Source organism: Enterobacter sp. Sphag1F (assembly GCF_014193275.1).
Classification (GTDB): domain Bacteria; phylum Pseudomonadota; class Gammaproteobacteria; order Enterobacterales; family Enterobacteriaceae; genus Pantoea; species Pantoea symbiotica.
Genome location: NZ_JACHZD010000003.1, coordinates 420,493 through 443,820, shown reverse-complemented (window position 1 = coordinate 443,820; position 23,328 = coordinate 420,493). Strand labels below are relative to the sequence as shown.

The window sequence follows — 23,328 nt, the reverse complement described above, 5'->3', positions numbered from 1 at the left end:
GCCCATCATGAAGGTCGCCATAAATGGCGACCCTACGAAAAAGCGGGCCTAAGCCCGCTTTGTTACCTCAATGCGAAAACTTACTTCGCATCTGGCAGTGCATAAGCAATCACATAATCGCCCAGCTTGGTACCAAACGAACCGTGACCACCTGCCGCGATAACAACGTACTGCTTGCCATCCACTTCATAGGTCATCGGCGTTGCCTGGCCGCCCGCTGGCAGACGTGCCTGCCACAGCATTTCACCGGTATTGGTGTCGAACGCACGCAGATAGTTATCTGCGGTAGCACCAATGAAGAATACGTTACCCGCAGTGGTGATTGGGCCGCCCAGCATTGGCATACCCATTTTGAACGGCAGTGGAACTGGCGCGCTATCGCGAACCGTACCAATGCGTTTTTTCCACACGGTTTCGTTAGTCTTCAGATCAACCGCTGAGACATAGCCCCAGGCCGGTTGTTTACACGGCAGACCAAACGGTGACAGGAACGGATTCAGCTCCACACCGTACGGTACGCCGTACTGTGGCTGGATGCCGGTTTCAGTACCTGAACCACCTTTGTCGTCAGCCGGTGGCTCGATCGGGTTGCCCGGACCGCGCGGAACCAGCTTGGAAACAAACGGCAGCGCCATTGGGTTAGCAATCGCAATCTGACGATGTGGATCCACCGCGATACCGCCCCATTCGAACATGCCGAGGTTGCCTGGGAATACCAGCGTACCTTGCTCAGACGGCGGGGTGAACGGACCTTCATAGCGCAGACGCTTGAAGATCACACGGCACACCAGCTGGTCGTACAGGGTCGCGCCCCACATGTCCTTGTCCGTCAGATTCTGTTTCGGACGGAAGGTCAGTTCGGAGTACGGCTGAGTTGGTGAAACGTGGTCACCTTTAGCGGCGCCCTGTGGAACCGGGGTTTCCGGCGCAGGGACAACCGGCTCGCCGGTGCGACGATCCAGTACAAAGATGTTACCGGTTTTCGCCGGTGCATAAATGACCGGAACGGTTTTGCCATCTTTGGTGGTGATATCGGCCAGCGTCGGCTGCGACGGCAGGTCCATATCCCACAGATCGTGATGCACGGTCTGATACGACCACACCAGCTTACCGGTGGTGGCGTTCAGCGCCAGTACGCTACTCGCATACCGCTCCTGCTCTGCTGTGCGGTTGCCGCCCCAGATATCCGGCGTTGACACACCCATTGGCAGGTAAACGATATCCAGTTTCGGATCGTACACCGCCGGTGCCCATGAGTTCGGTGAATTCATGGTGAAGGTGTGTTCATCCTGTGGAATCGCGTTCGGATCTTTCGCGCCCGGATCGAACACCCACAACAGTTTACCGGTGTTGACGTCGAAGCCACGGATGGCACCAGACGGCTCACGGGTTGAGTAGTTATCGGTGACCGCACCCGCAACCACGATAGTGGTGTCGGTGATGACCGGCGGTGATGTCGGCTCGTACTGACCTGGGGTCAATACTGGCTGCTTGTGCTGCAGATCCAGTTCACCGTTGTTGCCAAAGGCAGCACAACGTTCACCGGTTTCCGCATCCAGCGCGAACATGCGGCCATCATTTACCGGCAGGTAAATACGGCGTGAGCACAGCGCAGGTTGGGTATTGGCCGCATCAGCTGCAGCAGGGACTTCGTGGTAAGAAACGCCACGGCAGGTCACGTGCTGGAAGGTTGGATTCGGCTTCAGGCCGGGATCAAATTTCCACTTCTGCTTACCGGTTTTAGCATCCAGCGCAAACAGAATCTGGTGCGGTGAGCACAGATACAGGGTGTCGCGGATTTTGATTGGCGTGACTTCATCGGTGATTTCGCCCGGATCGTTTGGCGTCTTCAAATCGCCGGTCTGGAACTGCCAGGCAACCTGCAGCTCTTTAACGTTACCGGTGTTGATCTGCTTCAGCGGCGAGAAACGGGTGCCTTGCTGGTCACGTGCATACGCAGGCCAGTCAGCATCATCGATATTGCTCAGTGGCTGTGCCTGCGGAGCATTTGAGGCCGCCGCTGGAATTTCACCGTTCAGCTCTTGTGGATCGTGGAACACTGCCCACGCTAGCACCAGTACGCTGGCAAGCAGCGCCACTGACAACAGCGCCAGAGCGCCTTTGCCGGCATTATTCAGACCGCGATACACAAACGGCAGAACCAGCCAGATGCCGAAGATCACCAGCACATCGGTACGCGGTGCCAGCGCCCAGAAGTCGAAACCGACTTCCCACACGCCCCACACCAGCGTTGCCAACAGCAGCAATGCGTACAGCAGTAATGCTGAGCCGCTACGGCGCCACAGCAGAATAGCGGTGATCAACATGACCACACCGCCAATAACGTAGTACCAGGAACCACCAATGGCGGCTAACCAAACGCCACCAACCAGCATAAACGCGCCCGTCAGCAGTGCAAACAGCACTGTGAGAAAACGGATTACGCCAAAAGATGAGGAAGCTTTCCCCATAATATTGACCTCTTTCTTTGCCATTAAAAACTAAAAAGGAAACAACGCGTTGGGTTGCTTCCCGACATAGAGTACGAAATAACGAAACGGTTCGAACGACGCTTTCCGTGCGGCGAGATGTTCCCTTTGCGTTAAATTTTATCTTAAAAACGTTAAAGGGTTTGATATTTTTAGTGCTTTGCACTCGTGGGGAGGAAGTAGTGCGACATTTTATGGGGGAATAAAGGTGTTATGTCCGGTTAGATCGGGCCATAACACCTAAGAGCAACACTTTGTGTAAACGTTTACCCTTCGAGCAGCATGCTGCTGGTACGTTGCTGTTGCCAGCCACTCAAATTAAGTTGCGCATAGTGTTCAGCAGGTAGCGTTAACTGCTGGGTACGTAATATTACCTCCGCTTCTCTTTCGCGACAGGACTCCAGCAGAAAAGGAAAGCTAAACTTGAGGTAATTATCGTTAAAAAACTCATCGGTCAGCACAATACCGCGAAAAGGAAAGGTGGATATATTCTTCCAGCAGGTGCCGGGCGGTGCCAAATCATATAGCCAAAATGAGAAACGCTCTGCGGCCTGGCGTAATGCACTATCTTGCTGAACTAAATCGGCATAATTGATCGCCAGTTGTACATTCTCATTCTGCAGGCAGGAATAATTATCCGGTGCCTGTAAAAAGCGCAAAAGGTTATTTCCCGTTAACGGGATGATTATTAATTCGGGTGCATCCGGCAACTGGTTATGCAGCGAAATTATGTTGCATCCATTAAGTGTTGTCGTGCTTTCCTGTTCGCAATGCATAAAAGGTGCTGAATAACACACGCCAGCTAGCGCACCGTCGAAACGGCGAATGCGCTCAGTAACATAAGGATTATAAGATCTGTTTTCCATTTATCTCTGTGAATAAATTAATTGGATGGAACGTCTTAATTATTATAAGAACGGGCGTCTGGTGAAATCTTAATCGCGACAATATAAACCCTTTACTTAATAAAGTTGAGCTTTTTTAATTGTCTCTGATAGAGAGATATTAAGTGAAGCGGTTGCGATAATTCACACTCATCTTATCTGTGATGATATTTTCACGTTATAACCATCAGCCCGCTAATATTAAGAGCGCTATGCTTAGCTAAATTTTGGATAAGCTTCTGTTTTTAAACAGCACGGCTAGCCATTGCCTGGCTCAACAAGATGCCGCACTCTGTGGCCTGAAAAAATAAAGCGGAAGCCATGATGTGGCTTTTCACCAGGTTGGTGCAACGACGCTAACCGATGTAATGATTTAGGATGGGATAAAACTATGGGTTCTACAGTATCCGCAGCAGAGGATTCGTTGCTGCGGCACAGGTCGTTTGTCGCCTTTTGGCTGGCGCGCACCTGTTCATCGTTTGGTTTTCAAATGTTCTCGGTCGCGGTCAGCTGGCAAATCTACGCGCTGACCCACAGCGCGATGGCGCTGGGCATGATCGGTCTGATGCAATTTCTACCTTCCGTGCTGCTGGCACTGCCCGCCGGACATCTGGCGGATCAGCTCGATCGTCGCCGTATCGTGTTGCTCGGACAATGCATTGAGTGGCTGGCGCTGCTGGGGCTGGTTGCGCTCACGCTGATGAACTGGGCGGGCAAGATTGAGATTTGGGGATTGGTGTTCCTGATCTCCGTCGCCAAGGCGCTCGAGTGGCCAGCGATTACCTCGATGCTGCCCGCGCTGGTGCCGCCGCCGATTCTGGCCCGCGCCATGGCCGCCAGTTCGGTGGGCGGACAGGCGGCGGTGATTATCGGCCCAACGCTCGGCGGCTTCCTTTATGTTGCGGGGCCGGATGTGGTGTATGGCGTTTCGGCGCTGTTCTATCTGTTCTCCATCGTGCTGGTAAGCCGACTGCGCTATGAGCGGCCGCCGCAGGCGCGCTTGCCGATGAATCTGCCGAACCTGTTTGCGGGCGTACGCTTTATCCGCGATCGCAAAGATGTGCTCGGCGTGATTTCACTCGATCTGTTCGCGGTGCTGTTGGGCGGTGCGACTGCGCTGCTGCCGATCTTCGCGCAGGATATCCTGCATACCGGGCCGTGGGGATTGGGCATCCTGCGCGGTGCACCATCGGTCGGCGCGCTGCTGGTTGGCGTGTGGCTGAGTCGTCACAAGCTGGAAAAGAACGTCGGTATGATCATGTTCGGTTCGGTGGCGGGTTTTGGCGTGGCGACGCTGGTGTTCGCGCTCTCCACCCAGCTGTGGCTGTCGGTGATCGCGCTGGCGGCGCTGGGTGGCTTCGATATGGTCAGCATGGTGATTCGCGGCGCGCTGGTGCAGTTGGATACGCCGGATGATATGCGCGGCCGCGTCAATGCGGTCAACGCCATCTTCATTAATACCTCGAATCAGCTCGGCGAGTTTGAGTCAGGTTTATTGGCGGCGTGGATGGGCGCAGTGCCCGCAGCGGCGATTGGCGGCATCGGCACGCTGATCGTGGTAGGCGTGTGGATGACGATTTTCCCGCATCTGCGTAAGCGCCAGAAGCTGGAAAACGAAACCGTGGTTTGATGGGAACGGTTCGCCGTCATGACTTCGTTCGTCCATTTTGACGGTCGCCATGAATGGCGACCCTACGGCGTAGGGTGCGCATTCATGCGCACCGTTTCACAATCCGCACGATCCCCCAACATCACACGTTAATTGCTTTCCCCAGGCTGGCGTCAAAGGTTTTCCAACTCTCCGTCATATCCACCACAGTTTTCGATTTTCGCGCTTCATCGATTTTGATCGCGGTAAGTCCCGCTTCCAGCGCATCCACCACGGAAACCTTCAGCGGCGTTCCTTGCGTAATATGTTTCACAATCTCTTCTGCCATCAGCGCATCGGCGCCGTAATGGCCATCATAAGCGTTGCCGTCATACTCGGTATCCACTTCGCGCTCGCCGGTGCGGGCGTTGTGCACGCGGAAATAGTTACGCACGAAGTCACCTTCGGCCATGCCATCGGTGCCCATCACGCAGAAGCGGCGGAACTCATCCGGCACGTTAAGGTTGGCGTGGAAGGCGAGGGTGGCGCCACCGGCATACTCAATCAGCGCGGTTTGGTAATCGACGATATCGGCATCGCCGTCAAACACCGCATCGGTGCTTGACCAGCCGCTCGGCTTAACGTGATACACCTCAGACTGCGGCGTTATCGCACCTTTAGGCGCATGCTGCGGCGTGAAGTTTTTGCGTCCGCCAAAGCTGGCAACGCGCACCGGACGCTCGCCGACCAAACCCTGATAGAGATCGATATCGTGGCAGCATTTTTCCAGAATGTACGGGCCAGCGTACTTCTCCAGACGACGCCAGTCGCGCTGGAAGAACGCACCGTGATACGGCTTGATGTGTTCAGTGGCTTCAATTGAGGTAATTTCGCCGAGGCGATTTTCATCGCGCGCGGTGAGCAGGTCGCGATAGAGCGGCGAGTAGCGTAGCACCAAGCCGACCAAAATGCGCTCGTGACCATATTGCTGCACCAGCTGCGCCATCGCCATGGTCTGCTCTTCGTTGATCACCACCGGCTTCTCGGTGAAAACCGTGTAGCCCGCCGCTAAGCCCTGACGAATATGTTCAAGGTGCATAAAGTTCGGCGAACCGACCAGCAGCAGATCAAAGCCGCCGTGTTGCAGCAGCGCATCAACGCTGTCAAACGCGGTGCCCGGTTCGATGCCAAAGCTGTGCAGATTCGGTAATCCTGCCGGAGCCGGATCGACATAACCCACCACGGAAAACGCTGTGTCGGCTTTGTTGAACTCTTTCACCACATGGGAAAGACGAAAGCCCAGACCAATAATGCCCACTTTCATGTTGTACCCCTGAAGCCCGTTGCCTGTAAGCCGCCCGACCTGTCAGGCTGCTGATAATCTGACCGCTAACTTATTACGACAGAAAAACTAATGTCAATCCGTGTGACGGATCTCAATTGGTGAAAAATTGTTATTTATATGATTTATATCTATTTTAATTAACTATACGGATTGCCTATTTATTTGTTATTGCGATTTAAGTTTTTTTCCCCTATCTTTCGCACATCTATAAGCGTCATACCGTTTCGGGCTGGCAGGAGGAAGCGCGTGCAATCACTAATGCTGGGTATTGATGGCGGTGGCACGCACTGTCGTGGACGCCTGACCGACAGCGCCGGACGGCTGCTGGCGGAAGCCAAAGGCGGTCCTGCTAACGTCTGGTCGCAGTTTGATGCCGCCATTGTGGCCATTGAGCAGGTCATCGACGATCTGTTTGCGCAGGCGAATTTACCCGCTGAAGCGCGCGACCGCACGGTGATCGTCGCCGGGCTGGCGGGCGCGAATGTCGCCTCGGTGCAAACCCGTCTCGCTAGCTGGCAGCCACGCTGTCAGGCGCGCTATCTATTTACCGATGTCGAAATCGCCTGTGCCGGTGCACACGCCGGTGCGCCGGGCGCGGTGTTTATTATTGGCACCGGCAGCCAGGGCGCGGCCTGGGATGGCGCACACTTCACGCTGCTCGGCGGCTGGGGTTTTGCCCTATCGGATGCCGGTTCGGGCGCGATTCTCGGCCAACGCGCGCTGCGGCTGGCGCTGCTGGCGCACGAAGAGATTGTGCCCGGCTCGGCGTTAACGCAACGCATCATGGCAAGCTATCAAAATAGCCCGGAACAACTGCTGATCTGGTCGAAACAGGCGACGCCTGCCGATTGGGGTCGCGTGGTGCCTGAGGTGTTCGCTGCCGCGCAGCAGGGCGATGTGCACGGCACAGCGCTGGTGCAGCAATGCGCCGCGGATATCGTGCAGATGGTACAGCCGCTGCTGGCGCGCAGCCACGGCAAGCTGGCCTTGATGGGCGGATTAGCCGAGCCCATTCAGGCGTGGCTGCCGGCGGATATCGCCGCGCTGCTGGTGCCGCCGCAGGGCGATGCGCTGAGCGGTGCGCTTCGCCTCGCCACGCAGTTCAGTCTGACACTTCCCGCTTAACTTCAGATAAAGAGGCTCATGAGCGCTCCCAACGTAACCGCGCGCATTCTGCGGCTGATTGTCGAAAATGCGCCTATTAGTCAATCCGATCTCAAAGTGCGCAGTGGCCTGAGCATGTCGACGGTATCGCAAGCCACCAATCGTCTGCTGACCGGCGGCATCGTGCAGGAGTTGGGGCTGCGCCGTGTTTCAATGGGGCGACCCAAAACGCTGCTTGGCCTCAATCCGGATCACGCCAGCGTGGTGGGGATTCAGCTCAACGCCGAACGCAATCTGATGGTGCTGACCGATCTCAGCGGCAACATCATCGGTGAACAGCAGATTCCTTCTGGCGCGATGACACCCAAGCAACTCGGCGATGCGCTGGCGAAGTTTTTGCGCGGCGTTGAGGGCAAAAAGGTGGGGGCGATTGGTCTGGCGCTGTCGGGTTTGGTTGATGCCAGCAACGGCGTTTGCGTGCTGTCACGTGCGCTGGGCTGGGATAACGTGCCGATTGCCCGGCTACTGGAAGAGCGTTTCTCGCTGCCGGTATTTATTGAAAACGACGCCAACGCGCTGGCGATGGCGGCGCTGGTGTTTGGTCAGCTTGGTCACGCGCAGTCGGCGGTGATTGCTACCTTCGGCAAAGGCATCGGCGCGGGGATTCTGCTCGATCGCCAGCTCTATCGCGGTCGTCACGGCAAAGCGGGTGAGATTGGCGTTTCGCTGCTGGGCGATGGCTCTGAGCGTTTGCTTGAGGATGTGGCATCGTCGCAGGCGATTCTGCAGCGCGTGGCGGCCACCACCAAAGACGAGGTGCCGCACACGCTGCGCGATCTCGATGTGCGTCCAACGTCGGAGGTGCTGAGTGCGCTGGCCGAGGCCGGGCAGCATTTGGGGATGTCGCTGGCGAACCTGTCGGTGGCTTACGATCCGGACGTGGTCTATCTGGCGATGGAGCCGCAAATGGCTTCGCGCATTTTGCTTGATCACATTACGCAGAGTTTCCAGACCTACCGTTTGAAGCTGACGCCGCACATGACGCCGCTGCAGTTCCTCACCGAATCCAACCGCATGTGGGCGCAGGGCGCTGCCGGGTTTGCGGTGAATAAGTTGTTGGATTTACTGGCCGCGCAGGCCGATGAGGATATCGCGTCGTGATTTTGTGCGCGCGTTGAGACGGTCACCATAAATGGTGACCCTACATCGTAGGGGCGCCATTTATGGCGACCGCCACCATGAACGCACCGCACCCCTCAACGTAACCGCAAACCCTGCTCATCAAACAGCAAACAATGCTCGGCGCGCAGCTGGTAACTCATCCTCTCGCCAATCGCGTGTTCCGCCACGTTACGCTCCTCAATCACCAGCAGCTTCTCTTCGCCGATATCGAGATAGAGATAATTGGTGTGTCCCAGCATCTCGCTAAACGACAATTCGCCGCTGAAACTCACGGCATCATCGTTGCTGCTCACCGGCTGGAAATGCTCCGGGCGCACGCCCAGCGTGATTTTCTGCCCTTCGCGGCACGGCGCGGCGATCGGCAGCGTCAACTGATTGATGCCCAGCGCTGGCACACGTAGCTGCACCGCACCCGGCGCGATCGCCGCCACTTCGGCATTAAGGAAATTCATCTTCGGCGAGCCAATAAAACCGGCGACAAACAGGTTGTCGGGATCGCGATACAGCGCCATCGGTGCGCCAACCTGCTCAATGCGGCCCTGACGCAGCACCACAATGCGATCCGCCAGCGTCATCGCTTCCAGCTGATCGTGCGTCACGTAGATCATGGTGTTGCCCAGCGAGGTATGCAGGCGAGCAATCTCAATGCGCATCTGCAAACGCAGCTCGGCATCGAGGTTCGACAGCGGCTCGTCAAACAGGAAAATGCGCGGATGACGGATTATCGCGCGGCCAATCGCCACGCGCTGCCGCTGTCCGCCGGACAATGCACGCGGTAAACGGTCAAGGAATTCAGTCAGATGCAGACGAGCCGCCGTCTTTTGTATCGCCTGTTCAATTTCCGCTTTCGGGCGCTTCATCACCTCCAGCGGATAGGCCAGGTTGCCGCGCACCGTCATGTTTGGGTAGAGCGCATAGGACTGAAACACCATGGCGATGCCGCGCTCGGTGGCGTGCTGATCGGTCATGTCGGCGCCTTCAATCAGCAACTTACCGTCGGTAATTTCCTCCAGCCCGGCAATCATGCGCAGCAGCGTGGATTTCCCGCAGCCGGAAGGACCGACAAACACCACGAATTCGCCGCTGTTAATGGTGAGATCGATGCCGTGAATCACGTTCACATTCTCGTAGGACTTCTTAACGTTTTGCAGATGCAGGCTGGTCATGCGATGCCTCGAATCAGAGAAGTTGGCCCATATAAATGGCGTTGCTGCGCATAATCGGCGTGAAGCCGAGGCGCTGATAGAAACCACACACCTGCTCATTCTGCAGGCTGACGCCGAGGTAGACGCCCGGCACGCCTGCAGCACGCAGGTCGTGCAGCAGTTGTTCAATCAGCTTGCGCCCCCAGCCGCCTTGCTGTGCGGCAGGCAGCAGATTGATGTGCAGATGTGCAGGCCACTGCGTCACCAGCTGATCCGCCGCCGCATCGGGCTGATGAATCGCTTCCAGCACTTTGCTATCGAGCGCCGCTTGCGGCGCGTAATCGCGATACTGCTGTTGCAGCTGTGGCCACCAATCGCTATTCAGCTTTGCTTCGAAGGCGCGCGTATCGGGCGCGGCAACCGCGTAACCCACCACCTCGCCGTGCTGTTCCAGCACATAAGCAAATTCAGGCGCAAAGCGCGCATAGGGAATGACAAAGCGCAGGCCGGGCAGCGCGGGATCGGAGTAGAGCGCGCTGGCATCGGTGCCGGCATTGGCGGTCTCTAAGCAAATGCGCGACAAGGCGGGGAAATCAGCCTCGCTGGCGCGACGAATAACACCTTCAGCCGTCATGGTGGAGCCTCTGTGGTCAGGAGATGAACAGATTTTACGGTAAAGAAAGCCGACTTAGTTTTCAAGGTGTAATAATTGCGCTGGCGCACAAAGCTGATGCGAACTATAACCACAAAGCATGACGGAAAGCCTGACAAACTCACGCGCCACGCCTGTTCACACGCCAGATCACGACACATTGCCATTGGCTCTCGCAGCGTAATGATAATAACTATAGGATTTTCATATGCTCTATCAGTGAGTTAAAGCGCTTCGTTTGCCTGAGTGATTTATACTGGTGCTCAAGCTTTAATCTTCAACGCCGTCTGGTTTGCGCACTGAATCGCAGCATCCTCTGCTGTTCCAGTGGCTTTTCTTCTTACTCTTTGCACTGTATCACAGAGCAAAAATTCCGCAGTGTCGATGTTTGACTTTATTTTGTGCATAAAGTAAGTATGAGTTATGTGCGTTGTCGCTGCTGAATCAACCTGCCGGGAATCGCAGGTGTCGAGATGAAGGGATGCCAGTCATCTGTTGGAGAAACCGAGCATGATGTGTGATTCAACCAATCGTCCTTCCCGTTTGCAAAGCTCACTGCGCACCGTGTCGCGTCTGGTCTCCGCCGGGATTTTGCTCGGTGCGACCATGGCAGCCGCGCAGGCCGTCACCCTGAATGAGTGGGATATTTACAACTATCCGCAGCAGACCGAAGCGGTGGATGAAGCGGTAAAAGCGTTCCAGCAAAAGAATCCGGGCATTGTGATTCAGCGTTCGGTGCACTCCTTTGAAGACACGCGCATTCCGCTCAAGCTGGCGTTGACCGCCGGTGACGGGCCGCAGATTGCGCAGGTGAATCAGGGCGGCGGCGATATGGGCTCGCTGGTGAAAGACAAACTGCTGTGGCCGCTGGATGATTACGCCAAAACCTACGGCTGGACCACGCGCTTCCCGGATTCGATCCTGAAACGTAACCGTTGGTCAGATAAACAAGATTTCGGCAGCGGTAAACTCTACGGCGTGGCGAGCCTCGGCGAGATGGTGGGGTTGTACTACAACAAAGCGCTGCTGGATAAAGCCGGTGTCGCGGTGCCTAAAACCTTGCCGGAACTTGAGCAGGCGATGGAGAAACTCAAAGCCGCCGGCACGCCGCCGATGATGCTGGGCTTACTTGACGGCAACATGGGCCAGCAGCTGCTCAGCACCTTGTGGGAAGCGCAGATTGAGAGCAGCGACCGGAAAAAACTCGACGATCTGATTTACGACGTGGGCGGCACCTTTAAAGACGACAAGCTGGTGAAAGCCGCCAACCTGATGAAAGGCTGGAACGATAAAGGCTATCTGTTCCCCGGCTTCCAGGGCATTGGGCACGATGATGCTGCGACCCTGTTCCAGAATGGTCAGGCGGCGTTCCTGGTAAGTGGAACCTGGTATCTCGGCCAGTTTAAAGACAACAAAGATCTGCACTTCGCTGCGATGCCTGCGGGCGAGGGCGTGCAGCATCCGCTGATGGTGGGCGGCACCGATCTGGCGTTCTCTATCACCAGCACCGCCAAAGACAAGGCGCAGCAGGACGCAGCGGCGAAATTCATCGATTACATCGTCTCGGATGAGATGGCGAACCGCTGGTTGAAAGTGGGCTTCCTGCCGGCTGGCACCAGCAAAAATGCGCAGATTCCAGCGGACAACCCGCTGCTGGCGGAAGCGTATCAGGTGTGGGTAACGCTGAATGACAACGATGGTCTCGGCCATTATCTCGACTGGGCCACACCAACCATGAACGCTGAACTGAATCAGAATGTGCAGCTGCTGCTGGCGGGACGTCAAACCGCCGATCAGATGGTGATCAACTTCGATAACAATTATCAACGTTACCTGAAAACCCTCAAGCACTGATGACGTACGGCCCGGCGTAAGTGGCCGGGCCGCGAACAGGCCCGCAAGCGAGTACGGTTATGCTGAATAAATCTGCCTGGCGCAATGCGCTCTATCTTCTGCCCGCGGTGCTGGTGTATGCGGTGTTTCTGCTGCTGCCGCTGCTGGCCTCGTTAGGGATCAGCTTCACTGAATGGGACGGCACCTCGTGGCCGATTTTCATCGGCATGGGCAACTATCTGCGCATGTTCCAGGATCCGGTGTTCTGGGTGGCGCTCGGCAATAACGCCTTGCTGATGCTGTTCTACACGCTGTTTCCGATTGGCGTTGGGCTGCTGCTGTGCAGCTTCCTGTATGAGACGCGCAATAACAAAGAGCGCAGCGTGTTGCGTATTCTCTTCTTCCTGCCCTATATCATGCCGATGGCAGTGCTGGGCGTGGTGTGGCGCTGGCTGTATAACCCGGCGTTTGGCCCTATCGATCAGTTTCTGCGCGCCATCGGTTTGCCGCAGCTGGCGAAGTCGTGGCTGGGCGATTTTACCTGGGCGCTGCCCGCCGTGGGCTTTGTCGCTACCTGGTACTTCTTCGGTTTCTGCTTAGTGCTATTTATGGCCGGCTTGCAGCGCATGGATCCCTCACTGCTGGAAGCGGCCGATCTCGATGGCTCATCACGCCGCCAGAAATTTATGCGCATCACGCTGCCGTCGCTGCGTCCCGAACTGCGCATCGCGCTGCTGCTGACGGTGATCGCCAGCCTCAAAGCTTTCGATCTGGTCTACGTGATGACGCAGGGCGGACCGGGCACGTCAACCATGGTGACCAACATCTTTATGTATAAGCAGGGCTTTGATCTGCACTACTTCGGCTACGCCTCCGCCGTGGCGGTATTCAGTATGCTGATTGTGTTGATGATCAACGGCTTAATTCATCTTTGTCTACGGGAGCGTCACTGATGCGCGGCACGCCAACTGTCTCACGCGCGCTGATCTGGATTGTCGCGCTGATGACCATTCTGCCGTTTTTAATGGCGCTGATGACCTCGTTTAAGACCCAGATGGAGCTGTTTCAGGGCGTGTTCACCTTGCCTTCATCAATCAACTTTAAAAATTACATCACCGCGTGGCAGCAGGGACATTTCAACGTCTACTTCATGAACTCGGTGCTGGTGGTGATTCCGGTGGTGATCTGCAGCATCCTGCTCGGCATTCTGGCGGGATTCGGTTTTGCCTGGCTGAAGATCCCCGGCAAAACGGTGGTTGCCGCACTGCTGGGCCTTGGCATGGTGCTGCCGAGTGAAGCCTTTATTATTCCGCTCTATCACGAACTGCGCTGGATGGGCCTCACTAATACCTATCTGGCGCTGATTCTGCCGCAAATCGCTTTGTCGCTGCCGTTCACCACGTTGATGATCGCCACCGCGTTGCAGCAGGTGCCGCGCGAGCTGGTGGAAGCGGCGGTGATGGATGGTGCATCGCGCCGCAAAATTCTTTGGGGTTTATTGGTACCGGCGATTTGGCCGACGCTGTCTACGCTGGCGCTGCTGCTGTTTATCTGGACGTGGAACGAGTTCCTTATTCCGTTGATTCTGGTGAATAAAGATGAGCTGCGCACCTTGCCGATCGGCATGATGTTTTTCCAGAACAAAAACACCATCGATATTCCGGTGCTGATGGCGGGCGCAATGATTGTCATCCTGCCGCTGGTGGCGGTGTTCCTGGTGTTTCAGCGCAAATTTATCAGCGGCGTCACCGAAGGCGCGGTCAAGTAAGGTCGCACACCACAATCATCACGGTCGCCATGAATGGCGACCCTACAACATCCACACACCACCGTCGTAGGGTCGCCATTTATGGCGACCTTCGTGATGAACGCACGATACATAACGGCACTTATTGTCCACCAGCAAAAGGTTTTGGTCATGCGGCGCGTGCTGCAATAGCGCATCGCCGCTATTCAGGAGAACCGCATGCACGTTTCACTGGCTGATTTCTATCCCATCGCCGATGGCGAAACGCTGGATACTTACTGCTTCCAGCGCGCTCTCAATCATCTGGCATCGCGCGGCGGCGGCACTTTGTCGGTGCCGCCCGGTCGCTATCATCTCGGCACGCTGACGCTGGGTTCCAACATCAATCTGCATCTCGAAGCGGGCGCCACGCTGCTCGCCAGTTCCCGCGTTGAGGATTATCAGCAGCAGCTGGCGCAGAGCCAGGCTGAACTGTCACAGCATGTGCTGATCTACGCCGCCGGACAGCGCAATATTCGCATCAGTGGCAAAGGGGTGATCGACGGTAACGGCGATGCCTGGTTTGCCGCAGAAAAGGACGATCAGGGTTATCGTCTGCCGCGTCCGCAGCGCCCGCGCATCGTGGTGTTTGAGGATTGCGAGCAGGTGACGCTGGAAGATTTCACTATTGTTCAGGCGCCAATGTGGACGGTACATTTGGTGAGTTGCCGCCATGTGCACGTCGATCATCTCACTATCGATAACAGCATGAGCATGCCGAACACCGATGCGCTGGATATCGACAGCTGTGAAGCGGTGTTTGTCAGCAATAGCTACCTGAGTGCGGCCGATGACGCCATCTGCATCAAAACTACACACAAACCCGCGCATCTGCGACGTGCCGCGCGACAAATCATGATCAGCAACTGCCTGCTGCGTTCTTACAGCTGCGCGTTCAAAATCGGCACCGAAACCTTCGACGACGTGGAAGATGTCACCGTCTCCGGCTGCACCATCTTTGATTCCAACCGCGCGATTGGCTTGCTATCGCGCGATGGCGGCCAGTTCCGCCGTTTGCTGTTCAGCAATATCACGCTGGCCTGCCGCCACGCGCCGCCGTGTCATTGGGGTAAAGCCGATGCACTGTTTGTTTCAGTGCGCGCGCGCGATCCGGCGATAGTGCCGGGCAGCATCGAGCAGCTGCAATTCAGCAACGTCAGCGGTGTGATGGAAGGGGCAATTAACCTGCATGCGGAACAGCCGGGACAGATTCGTGATGTGATGCTGGCGAATGTGCAGCTGCGGCAAGTGGTGGCGACAGGCGCGGATCAAGGGCATTACGATGTGCGCCCGCCGTGTAACCCCGAATCGCCGACCGGCATGGGTTTGGACAATGCGTATAAACTGGATAGCGCATCGGGTTTAGCGTACGGCGTTGCCGCTTATCCGGATGGATTGCCGGGCGTGTTTGCACGCGGCGTGGAGAATCTGCAGTTGCATAACGTGGTGATTGCGCGCCCGCAACCGTTGCCGCACGGCTGGCATGCGGAAACGGTACAGATTTCGTAGGGTGCGTACCTGTAATTGAGGTCGCCATAAATGGCGACCCTACGACGGGATGGTGCGCATTTATGCGCACCTGGATGTTACAGCGCCTGCGCGATAGCCGCGCCAAGCTCCTCGGTTGACGCGTTGCCGCCGAGGTCACGCGTCAGGCTGTTGCCCGCTGCCAGCGTGCGCTCAATGGCATCCAATACCGCCGCGCCCGCTTCGGCATAGCCCAGATGCTCCAGCATCATCGCGCCACACCAAATCTGGCCAATCGGGTTGGCCACGCCTTTACCGGCGATATCTGGCGCCGATCCATGCACCGGCTCAAACAGGCTAGGGAATTTGCCTTCCGGATTGATGTTGGCCGAAGGCGCAATGCCGATGGTGCCGGTACAAGCTGGGCCGAGATCCGACAGGATGTCGCCAAACAGGTTGCTGGCGACCACCACATCGAACCAATCCGGATGCAGCACAAAGTTAGCGGTGAGAATATCGATATGATATTTATCGACTTTCACTTCAGGATAGCTCGGTGCCATCGCTTCCACGCGGCTGTCCCAATACGGCATGGTAATGGCGATGCCGTTGGATTTAGTCGCGGACGTGAGGTGTTTTTTCGGGCGCTTCTGCGCCAGATCGTAGGCAAATTTCAGGATGCGATCGACGCCAACGCGCGTCATCACCGTTTCCTGAATCACCACTTCACGATCGGTGCCGGGGAACATGGTGCCGCCGACCGACGAGTATTCGCCCTCGGTATTTTCACGCACCACGTAGAAATCGATATCCCCGGGCTGACGATTGGCCAGCGGCGCTTTGACGCCCGGCATCAGACGTACCGGGCGCAGATTGACGTACTGATCAAACTCGCGACGGAATTGCAGCAGCGATCCCCACAGCGACACGTGATCCGGCACCACATCCGGCCAGCCCACCGCGCCAAAGTAGATGGCATCGAACTGGCTGAGCGTGGCGAACCAGTCATCGGGCAGCATTTTGCCGTGCTGCTGCCAATATTCGGCGCTGGCGAAATCAAACCATTGCCACTCCAGCGCAATATCAAATTTCTTTGCCGCTGCATCCATCACGCGGATGCCTTCAGGCATCACTTCTTTGCCAATGCCATCGCCAGGGATGACGGCGATTTTATAGGTTTTGCCGCTCATAGGGTTTCTCGCAGGTTGCTGTTGATGTTCTGTACGCAGTATAACCATGCATCTGTGGGAAATAATTAGCCTGAGCGATAAGCCAATGTTGAATAAAAGTAGAGAATCGCGCACCTCAACCGACGATCTGGCGTTCTTCGTGCGCGTGGCGGCGCTGGACAGCTTAACCGCTGCCGCACGCGAACTTGGCTTATCGCTACCGGCGGTGAGTAAGCGCCTGAGCCAGCTGGAGCAGCGCTTAGGTGTGCAGCTGCTCAAGCGCACCACGCGGCGGCTGGAACTGACGGCGGAGGGCAAACGCTATCTGGAGGGTGCGCGTCCGCTACTGGATCAGCTGGCGGAGCTGGAGGAATCGGTGAGCAGCCAAACCTCGGTGCTGCGCGGCTCGCTCAACATCAACGCCTCTTTCGGCTTTGGACGGCGTCACGTCGCACCTTGCGTGTCGCGCTTTGCCGCGCTGCATCCCGAATTAGCCATGAGTTTGCAGCTCAGCAGCCAGCCGCTTAATTTTCTCGATGCGCGCGTGGACATCGACATCCGCGTCGGTGAGCCGCCCGATGCGCGACTCATCGCGCGTAAGCTGCGCACTAATCCGCGCGTACTGTGCTGCTCACCTGCGTACGCCGCGCGCCACGGCATGCCGGCAAGCATCGCCGCGCTGGCCCAGCACAACTGCATTTTACTGCGCCAGTTCGACAGTGATTTCGCGCTGTGGCGCTTGGGTGATGGCACACAGCAGCTGACGCAAAAGGTGCGCGGCAGCTTAATCACCAACGATGGCGAAGTGGCAATGCAAATGGCGTTAGATGGGCATGGCATTCTGCTGCGTTCGTGGTGGGATGCGCAGCACAGCATCAAACGCGGTGAACTGCTGCATGTGCTGCCAGAGTGGAGCGCCGCTGATGGCGACATTTTTGCCGTCTGGCAGCCGCAGCGTCAGTTGCCGGTACGCATCAGCGCGTTTGTTGATTTCCTGCAGACGGAGCTGTAATTAATAAGTCTATTTTGATTATTTATAATCATCATTGATGATTTGTGAGCAGCATCAAACAAATTCAGCCCTGTTTATCCTATAAATTGCCTCCATTATGCGTAAATTCATTCTTGTTTGAGCGAAATGAATCATAAGCGTAAGTGGGGTGGCGAAGTGCATAGACACGCGTTAATAACAACATCGGCCACCTCATCAACGGAACGCGTGAAGCCCAGCGCGTTCCACGACCCTACGTTATCGATGAGGCTGAAATGAAACAATTCTCTACAGAAGGGATGGTGATTATCGTCGGGATTGTCATTGCGTACATCCTGTTCACCACCTGGCTCACCTGGCGCCTGCGCAGTAAAAACAGCGGTGACTTTATGGCCGGATCCAATGTGATGCCGGCTTTTGTGGTGGGCGTGATGCTGATGTCGGAATACATCGGCGCAAAATCCACCATCGGCACGGCTCAGGCAGCCTTCGAGGATGGCTTTGCCGCGTCATGGTCGGTGATTGGTGCCGCCATCGGTTTCCCGCTGTTTGGTTTTCTGCTGGTAAAACGCATCTACAACACCGGCAAAATCACCATCTCTGCGGCGATCGCTGAACGTTATGGCAACTCCACCAAAAACATCATCTCGCTGATCATGATCTATGCGCTGCTGCTGGTTAACGTTGGTAACTACGTTAGCGGTGCGGCGGCGATCTCCACGGTGCTCAACCTCGATCTCACCACCGCAGCGGTGATCACCGCGATCGTCAGTACGTTCTACTTTATGTTCGGCGGCATGAAAGGCATCGCCTGGGTCACGCTGCTGCACAGCGGACTGAAATATATCGGTATTCTGATCATTCTCGGTGTGGCGCTGCACATGACCGGCGGCGTTAGCCCGATGATCAAAGAGATGCCGCATTTCTACTGGACGTGGGATGGCAACGTCGGCGGCAGCACCATCTTCGCCTGGATGATTGGTACCATCGGCTCGATCTTCTGTACGCAGTTTGTAATTCAGGCGATTGCCTCGACCAAAAGTGCCGAGTCCGCTAAACGTGCGACCTGGGTGGCGTTCTTCTTCTGCATGCCGATTGCCATTGCCATCGCGCTGATTGGCGTGGCGGCGAAATACCTGCATCCCGATATCAAAAGTCTCTATGCGTTGCCGGTGTTCCTGCAGGATATGAGCCCGTGGCTGGCGGGGATTGTCACCACCTCATTAGTGGCGTCGATCTTCGTCAGCGTCAGCACCGTAGCGCTGGCGATTGCCTCGCTGGTGGTGAAAGATTTCTACGTTCCCTATCGCAATCCGACGCCGGAGCGCGAGTTCCGCATGACGCGCTGGCTGTCGCTGCTGATCGGTTTCCTGCCGCTGATTTTCGTGCTGTTCGTGCCGGAAGTGTTGAAGCTCTCATTCTTCACCCGCGCCATTCGTCTGTCGATTTCAGTGGTGGCAATCATCGCCTTCTATCTGCCGTTCTTTAAAAGCACGCGCGGCGCTAATGCCGGCCTGATTGGTGCCTGCGTCATGACTTCGGTGTGGTATCTGCTCGGCGATCCTTTTGGTATCAACAACATGTATGTGGCGCTGGTCACGCCTGCGGTGATCATGGTGATTGACCGCCTGATCCCGTCAAGCCAAGCCCATGACAAAAAAGCCCCGAAATCTTCAATGCAAAACAGTGGAGCCTGAAATGAGTGATTTAACCCTTACCGTTGAACGCAGCGGTAACCTCTCTCCGCACACACAGGATGCGCAACAGCTCACGGCAATGCTGCCTTCGGTCTGCCCACAGAATCACGCGGCGAATCTGTTGCCGCTGCCCAATGGCGACCTGCTGTGCGTATGGTTTGGTGGCACGCAGGAAGGGATCGCCGATATTTCGGTCTGGTGCTCGCGGCTGGAAAACGGCAGCACGCAGTGGAGCGAGGCACAAAAGCTCTCTGACGATCCCACGCGATCCGAGCAGAATCCGGTGCTATTCCTCGATCCCGAACAGGTTCTTTGGCTGCTGTGGACGGCGCAGAAATCCGGCAATCAGGACACCGCGATTGTGCGCTACCGTCAGTCACGTGATTTCGGCCGCAGCTGGGGCGCCATCGACACCTTGCTCGATCAGCCCGGCACCTTTATTCGCCAGCCGATTGTGGTGCTGCCAAATGGTAACTTGCTGCTGCCGGTGTTTTATTGCCGAACGCAGCCAGGCGTGAAATGGGTGGGTAACGATGATATCAGCGCGGTGAAAATCTCCAGCGATAAAGGCCAAAGCTGGCGCGATGTGGCGGTGCCAGACAGCCTGGGCTGCGTGCATATGAACATTACGCTGCTGCAGGATGGCAGCTTGCTGGCGCTGTATCGCAGCCGTTGGGCCGATTTTATCTATCAAAGCCGTTCGACCGATGGCGGCGAAAGCTGGAGTGCGCCGCTGGCGACTGAACTGCCAAACAACAATTCGTCGATTCAGGTCACGACGCTGCGCAACGGCCATCTGGCGCTGGTGTTTAATGCCATGAGCGCCAAAGATGCCAGCGAGCGCCGCTTATCGCTGTATGACGAAATCGAAGATGAAGAGGATGACGGCGATGTGGCGGTGGCGGCCGAGCCGGTGGTGCACAGCGGACGCACCGCATTTTGGGGCGCACCCCGCGCGCCAATGACTTTGGCGATTTCCGCCGATGGCGGCAAAAGCTGGCCATGGCAGCGCAATCTCGACGAGGGCGACGGCTACTGCATGACCAATAATTCGCAGCAAAAACTCAACCGCGAGTTCTCCTATCCGAGCATCAAGCAAAGTGACGATGGTGCGCTGCATGTGGCTTACACCTATTTTCGTCAGGCGATTAAATACGTGCGCGTCGATGAAAGTTGGGTGAAAGGATGAGCAGGCCGCGACACGCGCTGGTGACGGGCGTCAGCTCTGGCATTGGCGCGGCCATCGCTGACCATCTGTTGCAACAAGGTTGGCAGGTGACCGGTTTTAGCCGCACGCCGGTGCAGAGAGATCATCCGGCGTTCACCTCGGTCAGCGTGGATTTGTTGGATGCCAATCTGCTAAAGCAGGCGCTACTGGCGCTGCCAAAGGTGGATGCGCTGGTGCACGCTGCAGGCATGATGGCGGCTGCGCCGCTTGGTGAGTTGGATGAGGAGCAGAGCGCGCGTTTGTGGTACCTGCACGTGCAGGTGGCGCAGATCATGGCGAATGCCTTGCAGCCGCAGATGGCGCAGGGCGATCGTATCTTGCTGATCGGCAGCCGCACGTCACGCGGCGCGGCGAATCGCAGCCAGTACGTGAGCACCAAGGCGGCAATGGTGGGCATGGCACGCAGCTGGGCGGCGGAACTGGCACCCAAAGGCATCACAGTGAATGTGATTGCGCCGGGCGCGACGGAGACGCCAATGCTGCAGCAGCCCGGCCGCGCCAGTTCACCGCCAACGCTGCCGCCGATGGGGCGCTATATCAAGCCAGAGGAAGTGGCGGCGCTGGCGGGATTTGTGCTGTCGCCGGCCGCTGATGCGATTACCGGGCAGGAGTTGGTGATCTGTGGTGGGGCGTCGTTGTAAGTTGTGCGGTTGAAAACCAGGTCGCCATGAATGGCGACCCTACATAATCAGCGCCGCAATCCCGCCACATCCACCTGCCACAGATTCAGCTTGTTATACAGCGCAGTGCGTGAAATCCCCAGCAGCTGCGCGGACTGGCGCAGGTTGCCTTTCTGCTCGCGCACCACCTGCATCACATGCTGGCGCTCATTCTCCTGCAGCGAGGTCAATTCGCTGGCGACAGGCGCGTTACGCTGCACCATCTCTTCCGGCAAATCGTGGCGATCAATCTCCAGCCCTTCACACAGATTCACCATGCGCTCGACCAGATTCTCCAGCTCGCGCACGTTGCCGGGCCAGTGCCACGCCTGTAAACAGCTCATCGCCTCGGCGGAGAGCTGCGGTGCGATGCGCTTCAGCCGGGTGCAGAGCGCCTGAATAAAAGTATTCACCAGGCCGGGAATATCCTCCTGACGCTCGCGCAGTGGCGGAATCTCTAGCGAAATTACATTCAGGCGATAGTAGAGATCGCGGCGGAACGCGCCTTTCTCCACCGCATCCAGCAGATTGCAGTGGGTGGCGGCGATGATACGCACGTTAACCTTGATGGGATGCGCCGCGCCGATTCTCACCACTTCGCCTTCCTGCAGCACGCGCAGCAGGCTGGTTTGTGCCTCGAGCGGCATCTCGCCAATCTCATCGAGGAACAAGGTGCCGCCATCCGCCAGCTCAAATTTGCCCGCTGAGCCGCCGCGCCGCGATCCGGTAAAAGCACCGTCGACATAGCCAAACAGTTCGCTCTGCACCAAATCACGCGGCAGCGCGCCGCAGTTGAGCGCGATAAAGGCTTCCTGCTGGCGCGGGCTGGCGTTGTGAATCGCCTGCGCGAATAACTCTTTGCCGGTGCCGCTTTCGCCGGTTAATAGCACGGTGCTGTCAGAGCGGCTGCTGGCGCGCGCTTTCTGAATCGCTTGTAGCACGCGCGGTGCGTGCCCGCGAATCATCTCAAAGGTGTAGCTGGCGCCCACGCCCATCACACGGCGCGTAATGGCGCGGATACGCTGGTTTTCGCGCAGCGACAGCACGCGGCCGCCGTCGGGCGCGGGCATTAGCGAAATCAGGCAGGAAAGGGGATTCACACCATCCGGCATAAATTGCAGCTCACGGTCATTGCAGAACTGCATGGTGAGCAGCGATCCGCCTTGTGGTTGCAGCAGCACGTCGATCGGCCCGGCGTTGGGATCGAGGCCGCTAAAGATCTGGCGGGCATAGCGATTCAGCGTTTTGATGCGGCCGTGGCGATCGCAGACGATCACGCCTTCGTTCAGGGTTTCGAGGATCGACTGCTGCTCGGCCAGCAAACGGCGCAGCATCAATTGCTGACCGACCGCTTCCGCTGCCGCCTGTACCGTGCCGAGCGTGTGCGCATTGAAGTTGTCGGGCGTGGCGGTCAACGTGAGTACGCCCAGCAACTGGCCGCTGGCATCACGCACCGGCGCGGCGGCGCACTGGCGATGGCGTTTGCGCAGATCGAGCTTCCAGTTCTCGCCGCTCAGCACATACACCAGCCGCTGCTCAATCAGGCAGCGCGCGGTGCAGTTGGTGCCGAGCACCTCTTCGCGCAGGATGCTGCCGACCGGCGTCAGATCCGCGCCGCAGAAATGCAGCGTCACGCCTTGCGCATCGGTCAGATTGATGTGGCCATCCGGGTTATACGCCAGCAGGTTCTCCATGATGCTGCGCGCTGCGAGGATCAACTCGGCGTTGTGCTCAAGGATCGCCGCCAGTTCTGCAGCGGGCGGAGAGACATAGGCAAAGGTGGCGGGATCGATCGCGCGCTGCTGCGATCGCTGCCACGACTGCAAAATGCTGTGCCGCATCCAGCCAGGCTGTTCGCCGCGTTCGAAGCTGTGCCAGCCCTGCCACAACAACGTATCCCATTCACCCACCTCGGCGCTGTCCGGCAAGCTGAAGATCGGATCGCTTTCATCTTTAAACGGCAAACGCTCATTGGCACGCATGTGACACTCCTGACCAAGATGGAATGTACATTTTATTGACATGTGAAGTTGACATGTAAATTTTGTTGCCAGATTGTGAGCTATATCTGTGTTATGCCTCACATAAAGCGGCGGATTGTAGTTGGCA

Annotated in this window: 18 protein-coding genes; 11 read left to right on the top strand and 7 right to left on the bottom strand. The window is 57.0% G+C overall.

The genetic code is table 11. The features are described 5' to 3' along the window. Nucleotides 1-80 precede the first annotated feature (80 nt). Nucleotides 81-2,471 carry a glucose/quinate/shikimate family membrane-bound PQQ-dependent dehydrogenase gene (locus tag FHW71_RS12835; RefSeq protein WP_179451847.1) on the bottom strand — a complete coding sequence of 797 codons (2,391 nt, stop codon included), beginning with the start codon at nt 2,469-2,471 and terminating at the stop codon, nt 81-83. 284 nt (nt 2,472-2,755) lie between these two features. Then, on the bottom strand, nt 2,756-3,355 hold the full coding sequence (locus FHW71_RS12830; protein WP_154154634.1) for a hypothetical protein: 600 nt from the start codon (nt 3,353-3,355) through the stop codon (nt 2,756-2,758). A 409-nt stretch (nt 3,356-3,764) separates the two neighbouring features. On the opposite strand from FHW71_RS12830, the gene FHW71_RS12825 reads away from it, so the two are divergent. Further along, nucleotides 3,765-5,003 carry an MFS transporter gene (locus tag FHW71_RS12825; RefSeq protein ID WP_008105588.1) on the top strand — a complete coding sequence of 413 codons (1,239 nt, stop codon included), beginning with the start codon at nt 3,765-3,767 and terminating at the stop codon, nt 5,001-5,003. A 121-nt stretch (nt 5,004-5,124) separates the two neighbouring features. Here FHW71_RS12825 and FHW71_RS12820 read toward each other — a convergent pair whose 3' ends face one another. Further along, nucleotides 5,125-6,285 (bottom strand): Gfo/Idh/MocA family oxidoreductase, encoded by a 1,161-nt coding sequence (locus FHW71_RS12820; RefSeq protein ID WP_179451848.1) that lies wholly within the window; start codon nt 6,283-6,285, stop codon nt 5,125-5,127. A 267-nt stretch (nt 6,286-6,552) separates the two neighbouring features. Between FHW71_RS12820 and FHW71_RS12815 the strand changes: the two genes are divergently transcribed. Both FHW71_RS12815 and FHW71_RS12810 read left to right on the top strand, forming a co-directional pair. Continuing rightward, nucleotides 6,553-7,431, top strand: a complete 879-nt coding sequence (locus FHW71_RS12815) for a BadF/BadG/BcrA/BcrD ATPase family protein (protein WP_179451849.1) — start codon at nt 6,553-6,555, stop codon at nt 7,429-7,431. Nucleotides 7,432-7,449: 18 nt separating this feature from the next. Further along, complete coding sequence (locus FHW71_RS12810) at nt 7,450-8,571, top strand: ROK family transcriptional regulator (protein ID WP_179451850.1); 1,122 nt, start codon at nt 7,450-7,452, stop codon at nt 8,569-8,571. Nucleotides 8,572-8,666: 95 nt separating this feature from the next. Here FHW71_RS12810 and ugpC read toward each other — a convergent pair whose 3' ends face one another. Together ugpC and FHW71_RS12800 are read right to left on the bottom strand one after the other, a co-directional pair. Beyond that, nucleotides 8,667-9,758, bottom strand: coding sequence for a sn-glycerol-3-phosphate ABC transporter ATP-binding protein UgpC (gene ugpC / locus FHW71_RS12805; protein ID WP_179451851.1), 1,092 nt, complete (start codon nt 9,756-9,758; stop codon nt 8,667-8,669). A 13-nt stretch (nt 9,759-9,771) separates the two neighbouring features. After that, entirely contained in the window at nt 9,772-10,371 is a 600-nt protein-coding gene (locus FHW71_RS12800; protein ID WP_061723467.1) for a GNAT family N-acetyltransferase, read from the bottom strand. Between the two features lie 528 nt (nt 10,372-10,899). Between FHW71_RS12800 and FHW71_RS12795 the strand changes: the two genes are divergently transcribed. From FHW71_RS12795 to FHW71_RS12780, 4 genes are all read left to right on the top strand, one after another. Next, a complete protein-coding gene (locus FHW71_RS12795) occupies nt 10,900-12,243 on the top strand; it encodes an extracellular solute-binding protein (protein WP_008105576.1) in 1,344 nt (447 codons plus the stop codon). Between the two features lie 59 nt (nt 12,244-12,302). After that, the gene (locus FHW71_RS12790) at nt 12,303-13,175 is read left to right on the top strand and encodes a sugar ABC transporter permease (protein WP_154154622.1); all 873 of its coding nucleotides are present in this window, start codon (nt 12,303-12,305) and stop codon (nt 13,173-13,175) included. Next, nucleotides 13,175-13,990 carry a carbohydrate ABC transporter permease gene (locus tag FHW71_RS12785; RefSeq protein WP_061723466.1) on the top strand — a complete coding sequence of 272 codons (816 nt, stop codon included), beginning with the start codon at nt 13,175-13,177 and terminating at the stop codon, nt 13,988-13,990. The genes FHW71_RS12790 and FHW71_RS12785 overlap by 1 nt, the downstream gene beginning before the upstream one ends. Nucleotides 13,991-14,188: 198 nt before the next feature. Next, entirely contained in the window at nt 14,189-15,517 is a 1,329-nt protein-coding gene (locus tag FHW71_RS12780) for a glycoside hydrolase family 28 protein (protein ID WP_179451852.1), read from the top strand. Between the two features lie 77 nt (nt 15,518-15,594). On the opposite strand, the gene FHW71_RS12775 is transcribed toward FHW71_RS12780, so the two are convergent. After that, on the bottom strand, nt 15,595-16,665 hold the full coding sequence (locus FHW71_RS12775) for a tartrate dehydrogenase (RefSeq protein ID WP_179451853.1): 1,071 nt from the start codon (nt 16,663-16,665) through the stop codon (nt 15,595-15,597). Nucleotides 16,666-16,750: 85 nt separating this feature from the next. Between FHW71_RS12775 and FHW71_RS12770 the strand changes: the two genes are divergently transcribed. The 4 genes from FHW71_RS12770 (at nt 16,751) to FHW71_RS12755 (ending at nt 21,201) form a co-directional block, all read left to right on the top strand. Next, complete coding sequence (locus FHW71_RS12770) at nt 16,751-17,656, top strand: LysR family transcriptional regulator (protein ID WP_179452016.1); 906 nt, start codon at nt 16,751-16,753, stop codon at nt 17,654-17,656. A 254-nt stretch (nt 17,657-17,910) separates the two neighbouring features. After that, nucleotides 17,911-19,332: a sodium:solute symporter family protein gene (locus FHW71_RS12765; RefSeq protein ID WP_179451854.1), complete on the top strand. Its 1,422-nt coding sequence runs from the start codon at nt 17,911-17,913 to the stop codon at nt 19,330-19,332. A gap of 1 nt (nt 19,333) precedes the next feature. Further along, nucleotides 19,334-20,521, top strand: coding sequence for an exo-alpha-sialidase (locus FHW71_RS12760; RefSeq protein WP_179451855.1), 1,188 nt, complete (start codon nt 19,334-19,336; stop codon nt 20,519-20,521). Further along, entirely contained in the window at nt 20,518-21,201 is a 684-nt protein-coding gene (locus tag FHW71_RS12755) for an SDR family oxidoreductase (protein ID WP_179451856.1), read from the top strand. The genes FHW71_RS12760 and FHW71_RS12755 overlap by 4 nt, the downstream gene beginning before the upstream one ends. A gap of 47 nt (nt 21,202-21,248) precedes the next feature. Here the strand turns inward: FHW71_RS12755 and FHW71_RS12750 are convergent, their stop codons facing one another. Next, nucleotides 21,249-23,201 carry a sigma 54-interacting transcriptional regulator gene (locus FHW71_RS12750; RefSeq protein ID WP_179451857.1) on the bottom strand — a complete coding sequence of 651 codons (1,953 nt, stop codon included), beginning with the start codon at nt 23,199-23,201 and terminating at the stop codon, nt 21,249-21,251. Nucleotides 23,202-23,328 lie beyond the last annotated feature (127 nt).

Coding starts and splice junctions, on each gene's coding strand:
- FHW71_RS12770 (WP_179452016.1), top strand. CDS start 16,751: ATGTTGAATAAAAGTAGAGAATCGCGCACCTCAACCGACGATCTGGCG.
- FHW71_RS12825 (WP_008105588.1), top strand. CDS start 3,765: ATGGGTTCTACAGTATCCGCAGCAGAGGATTCGTTGCTGCGGCACAGG.
- ugpC (WP_179451851.1), bottom strand. CDS start 9,758: ATGACCAGCCTGCATCTGCAAAACGTTAAGAAGTCCTACGAGAATGTG.
- FHW71_RS12785 (WP_061723466.1), top strand. CDS start 13,175: ATGCGCGGCACGCCAACTGTCTCACGCGCGCTGATCTGGATTGTCGCG.
- FHW71_RS12795 (WP_008105576.1), top strand. CDS start 10,900: ATGATGTGTGATTCAACCAATCGTCCTTCCCGTTTGCAAAGCTCACTG.
- FHW71_RS12830 (WP_154154634.1), bottom strand. CDS start 3,355: ATGGAAAACAGATCTTATAATCCTTATGTTACTGAGCGCATTCGCCGT.
- FHW71_RS12775 (WP_179451853.1), bottom strand. CDS start 16,665: ATGAGCGGCAAAACCTATAAAATCGCCGTCATCCCTGGCGATGGCATT.
- FHW71_RS12810 (WP_179451850.1), top strand. CDS start 7,450: ATGAGCGCTCCCAACGTAACCGCGCGCATTCTGCGGCTGATTGTCGAA.
- FHW71_RS12760 (WP_179451855.1), top strand. CDS start 19,334: ATGAGTGATTTAACCCTTACCGTTGAACGCAGCGGTAACCTCTCTCCG.
- FHW71_RS12835 (WP_179451847.1), bottom strand. CDS start 2,471: ATGGGGAAAGCTTCCTCATCTTTTGGCGTAATCCGTTTTCTCACAGTG.
- FHW71_RS12780 (WP_179451852.1), top strand. CDS start 14,189: ATGCACGTTTCACTGGCTGATTTCTATCCCATCGCCGATGGCGAAACG.
- FHW71_RS12800 (WP_061723467.1), bottom strand. CDS start 10,371: ATGACGGCTGAAGGTGTTATTCGTCGCGCCAGCGAGGCTGATTTCCCC.
- FHW71_RS12755 (WP_179451856.1), top strand. CDS start 20,518: ATGAGCAGGCCGCGACACGCGCTGGTGACGGGCGTCAGCTCTGGCATT.
- FHW71_RS12750 (WP_179451857.1), bottom strand. CDS start 23,201: ATGCGTGCCAATGAGCGTTTGCCGTTTAAAGATGAAAGCGATCCGATC.
- FHW71_RS12790 (WP_154154622.1), top strand. CDS start 12,303: ATGCTGAATAAATCTGCCTGGCGCAATGCGCTCTATCTTCTGCCCGCG.
- FHW71_RS12765 (WP_179451854.1), top strand. CDS start 17,911: ATGAAACAATTCTCTACAGAAGGGATGGTGATTATCGTCGGGATTGTC.
- FHW71_RS12820 (WP_179451848.1), bottom strand. CDS start 6,285: ATGAAAGTGGGCATTATTGGTCTGGGCTTTCGTCTTTCCCATGTGGTG.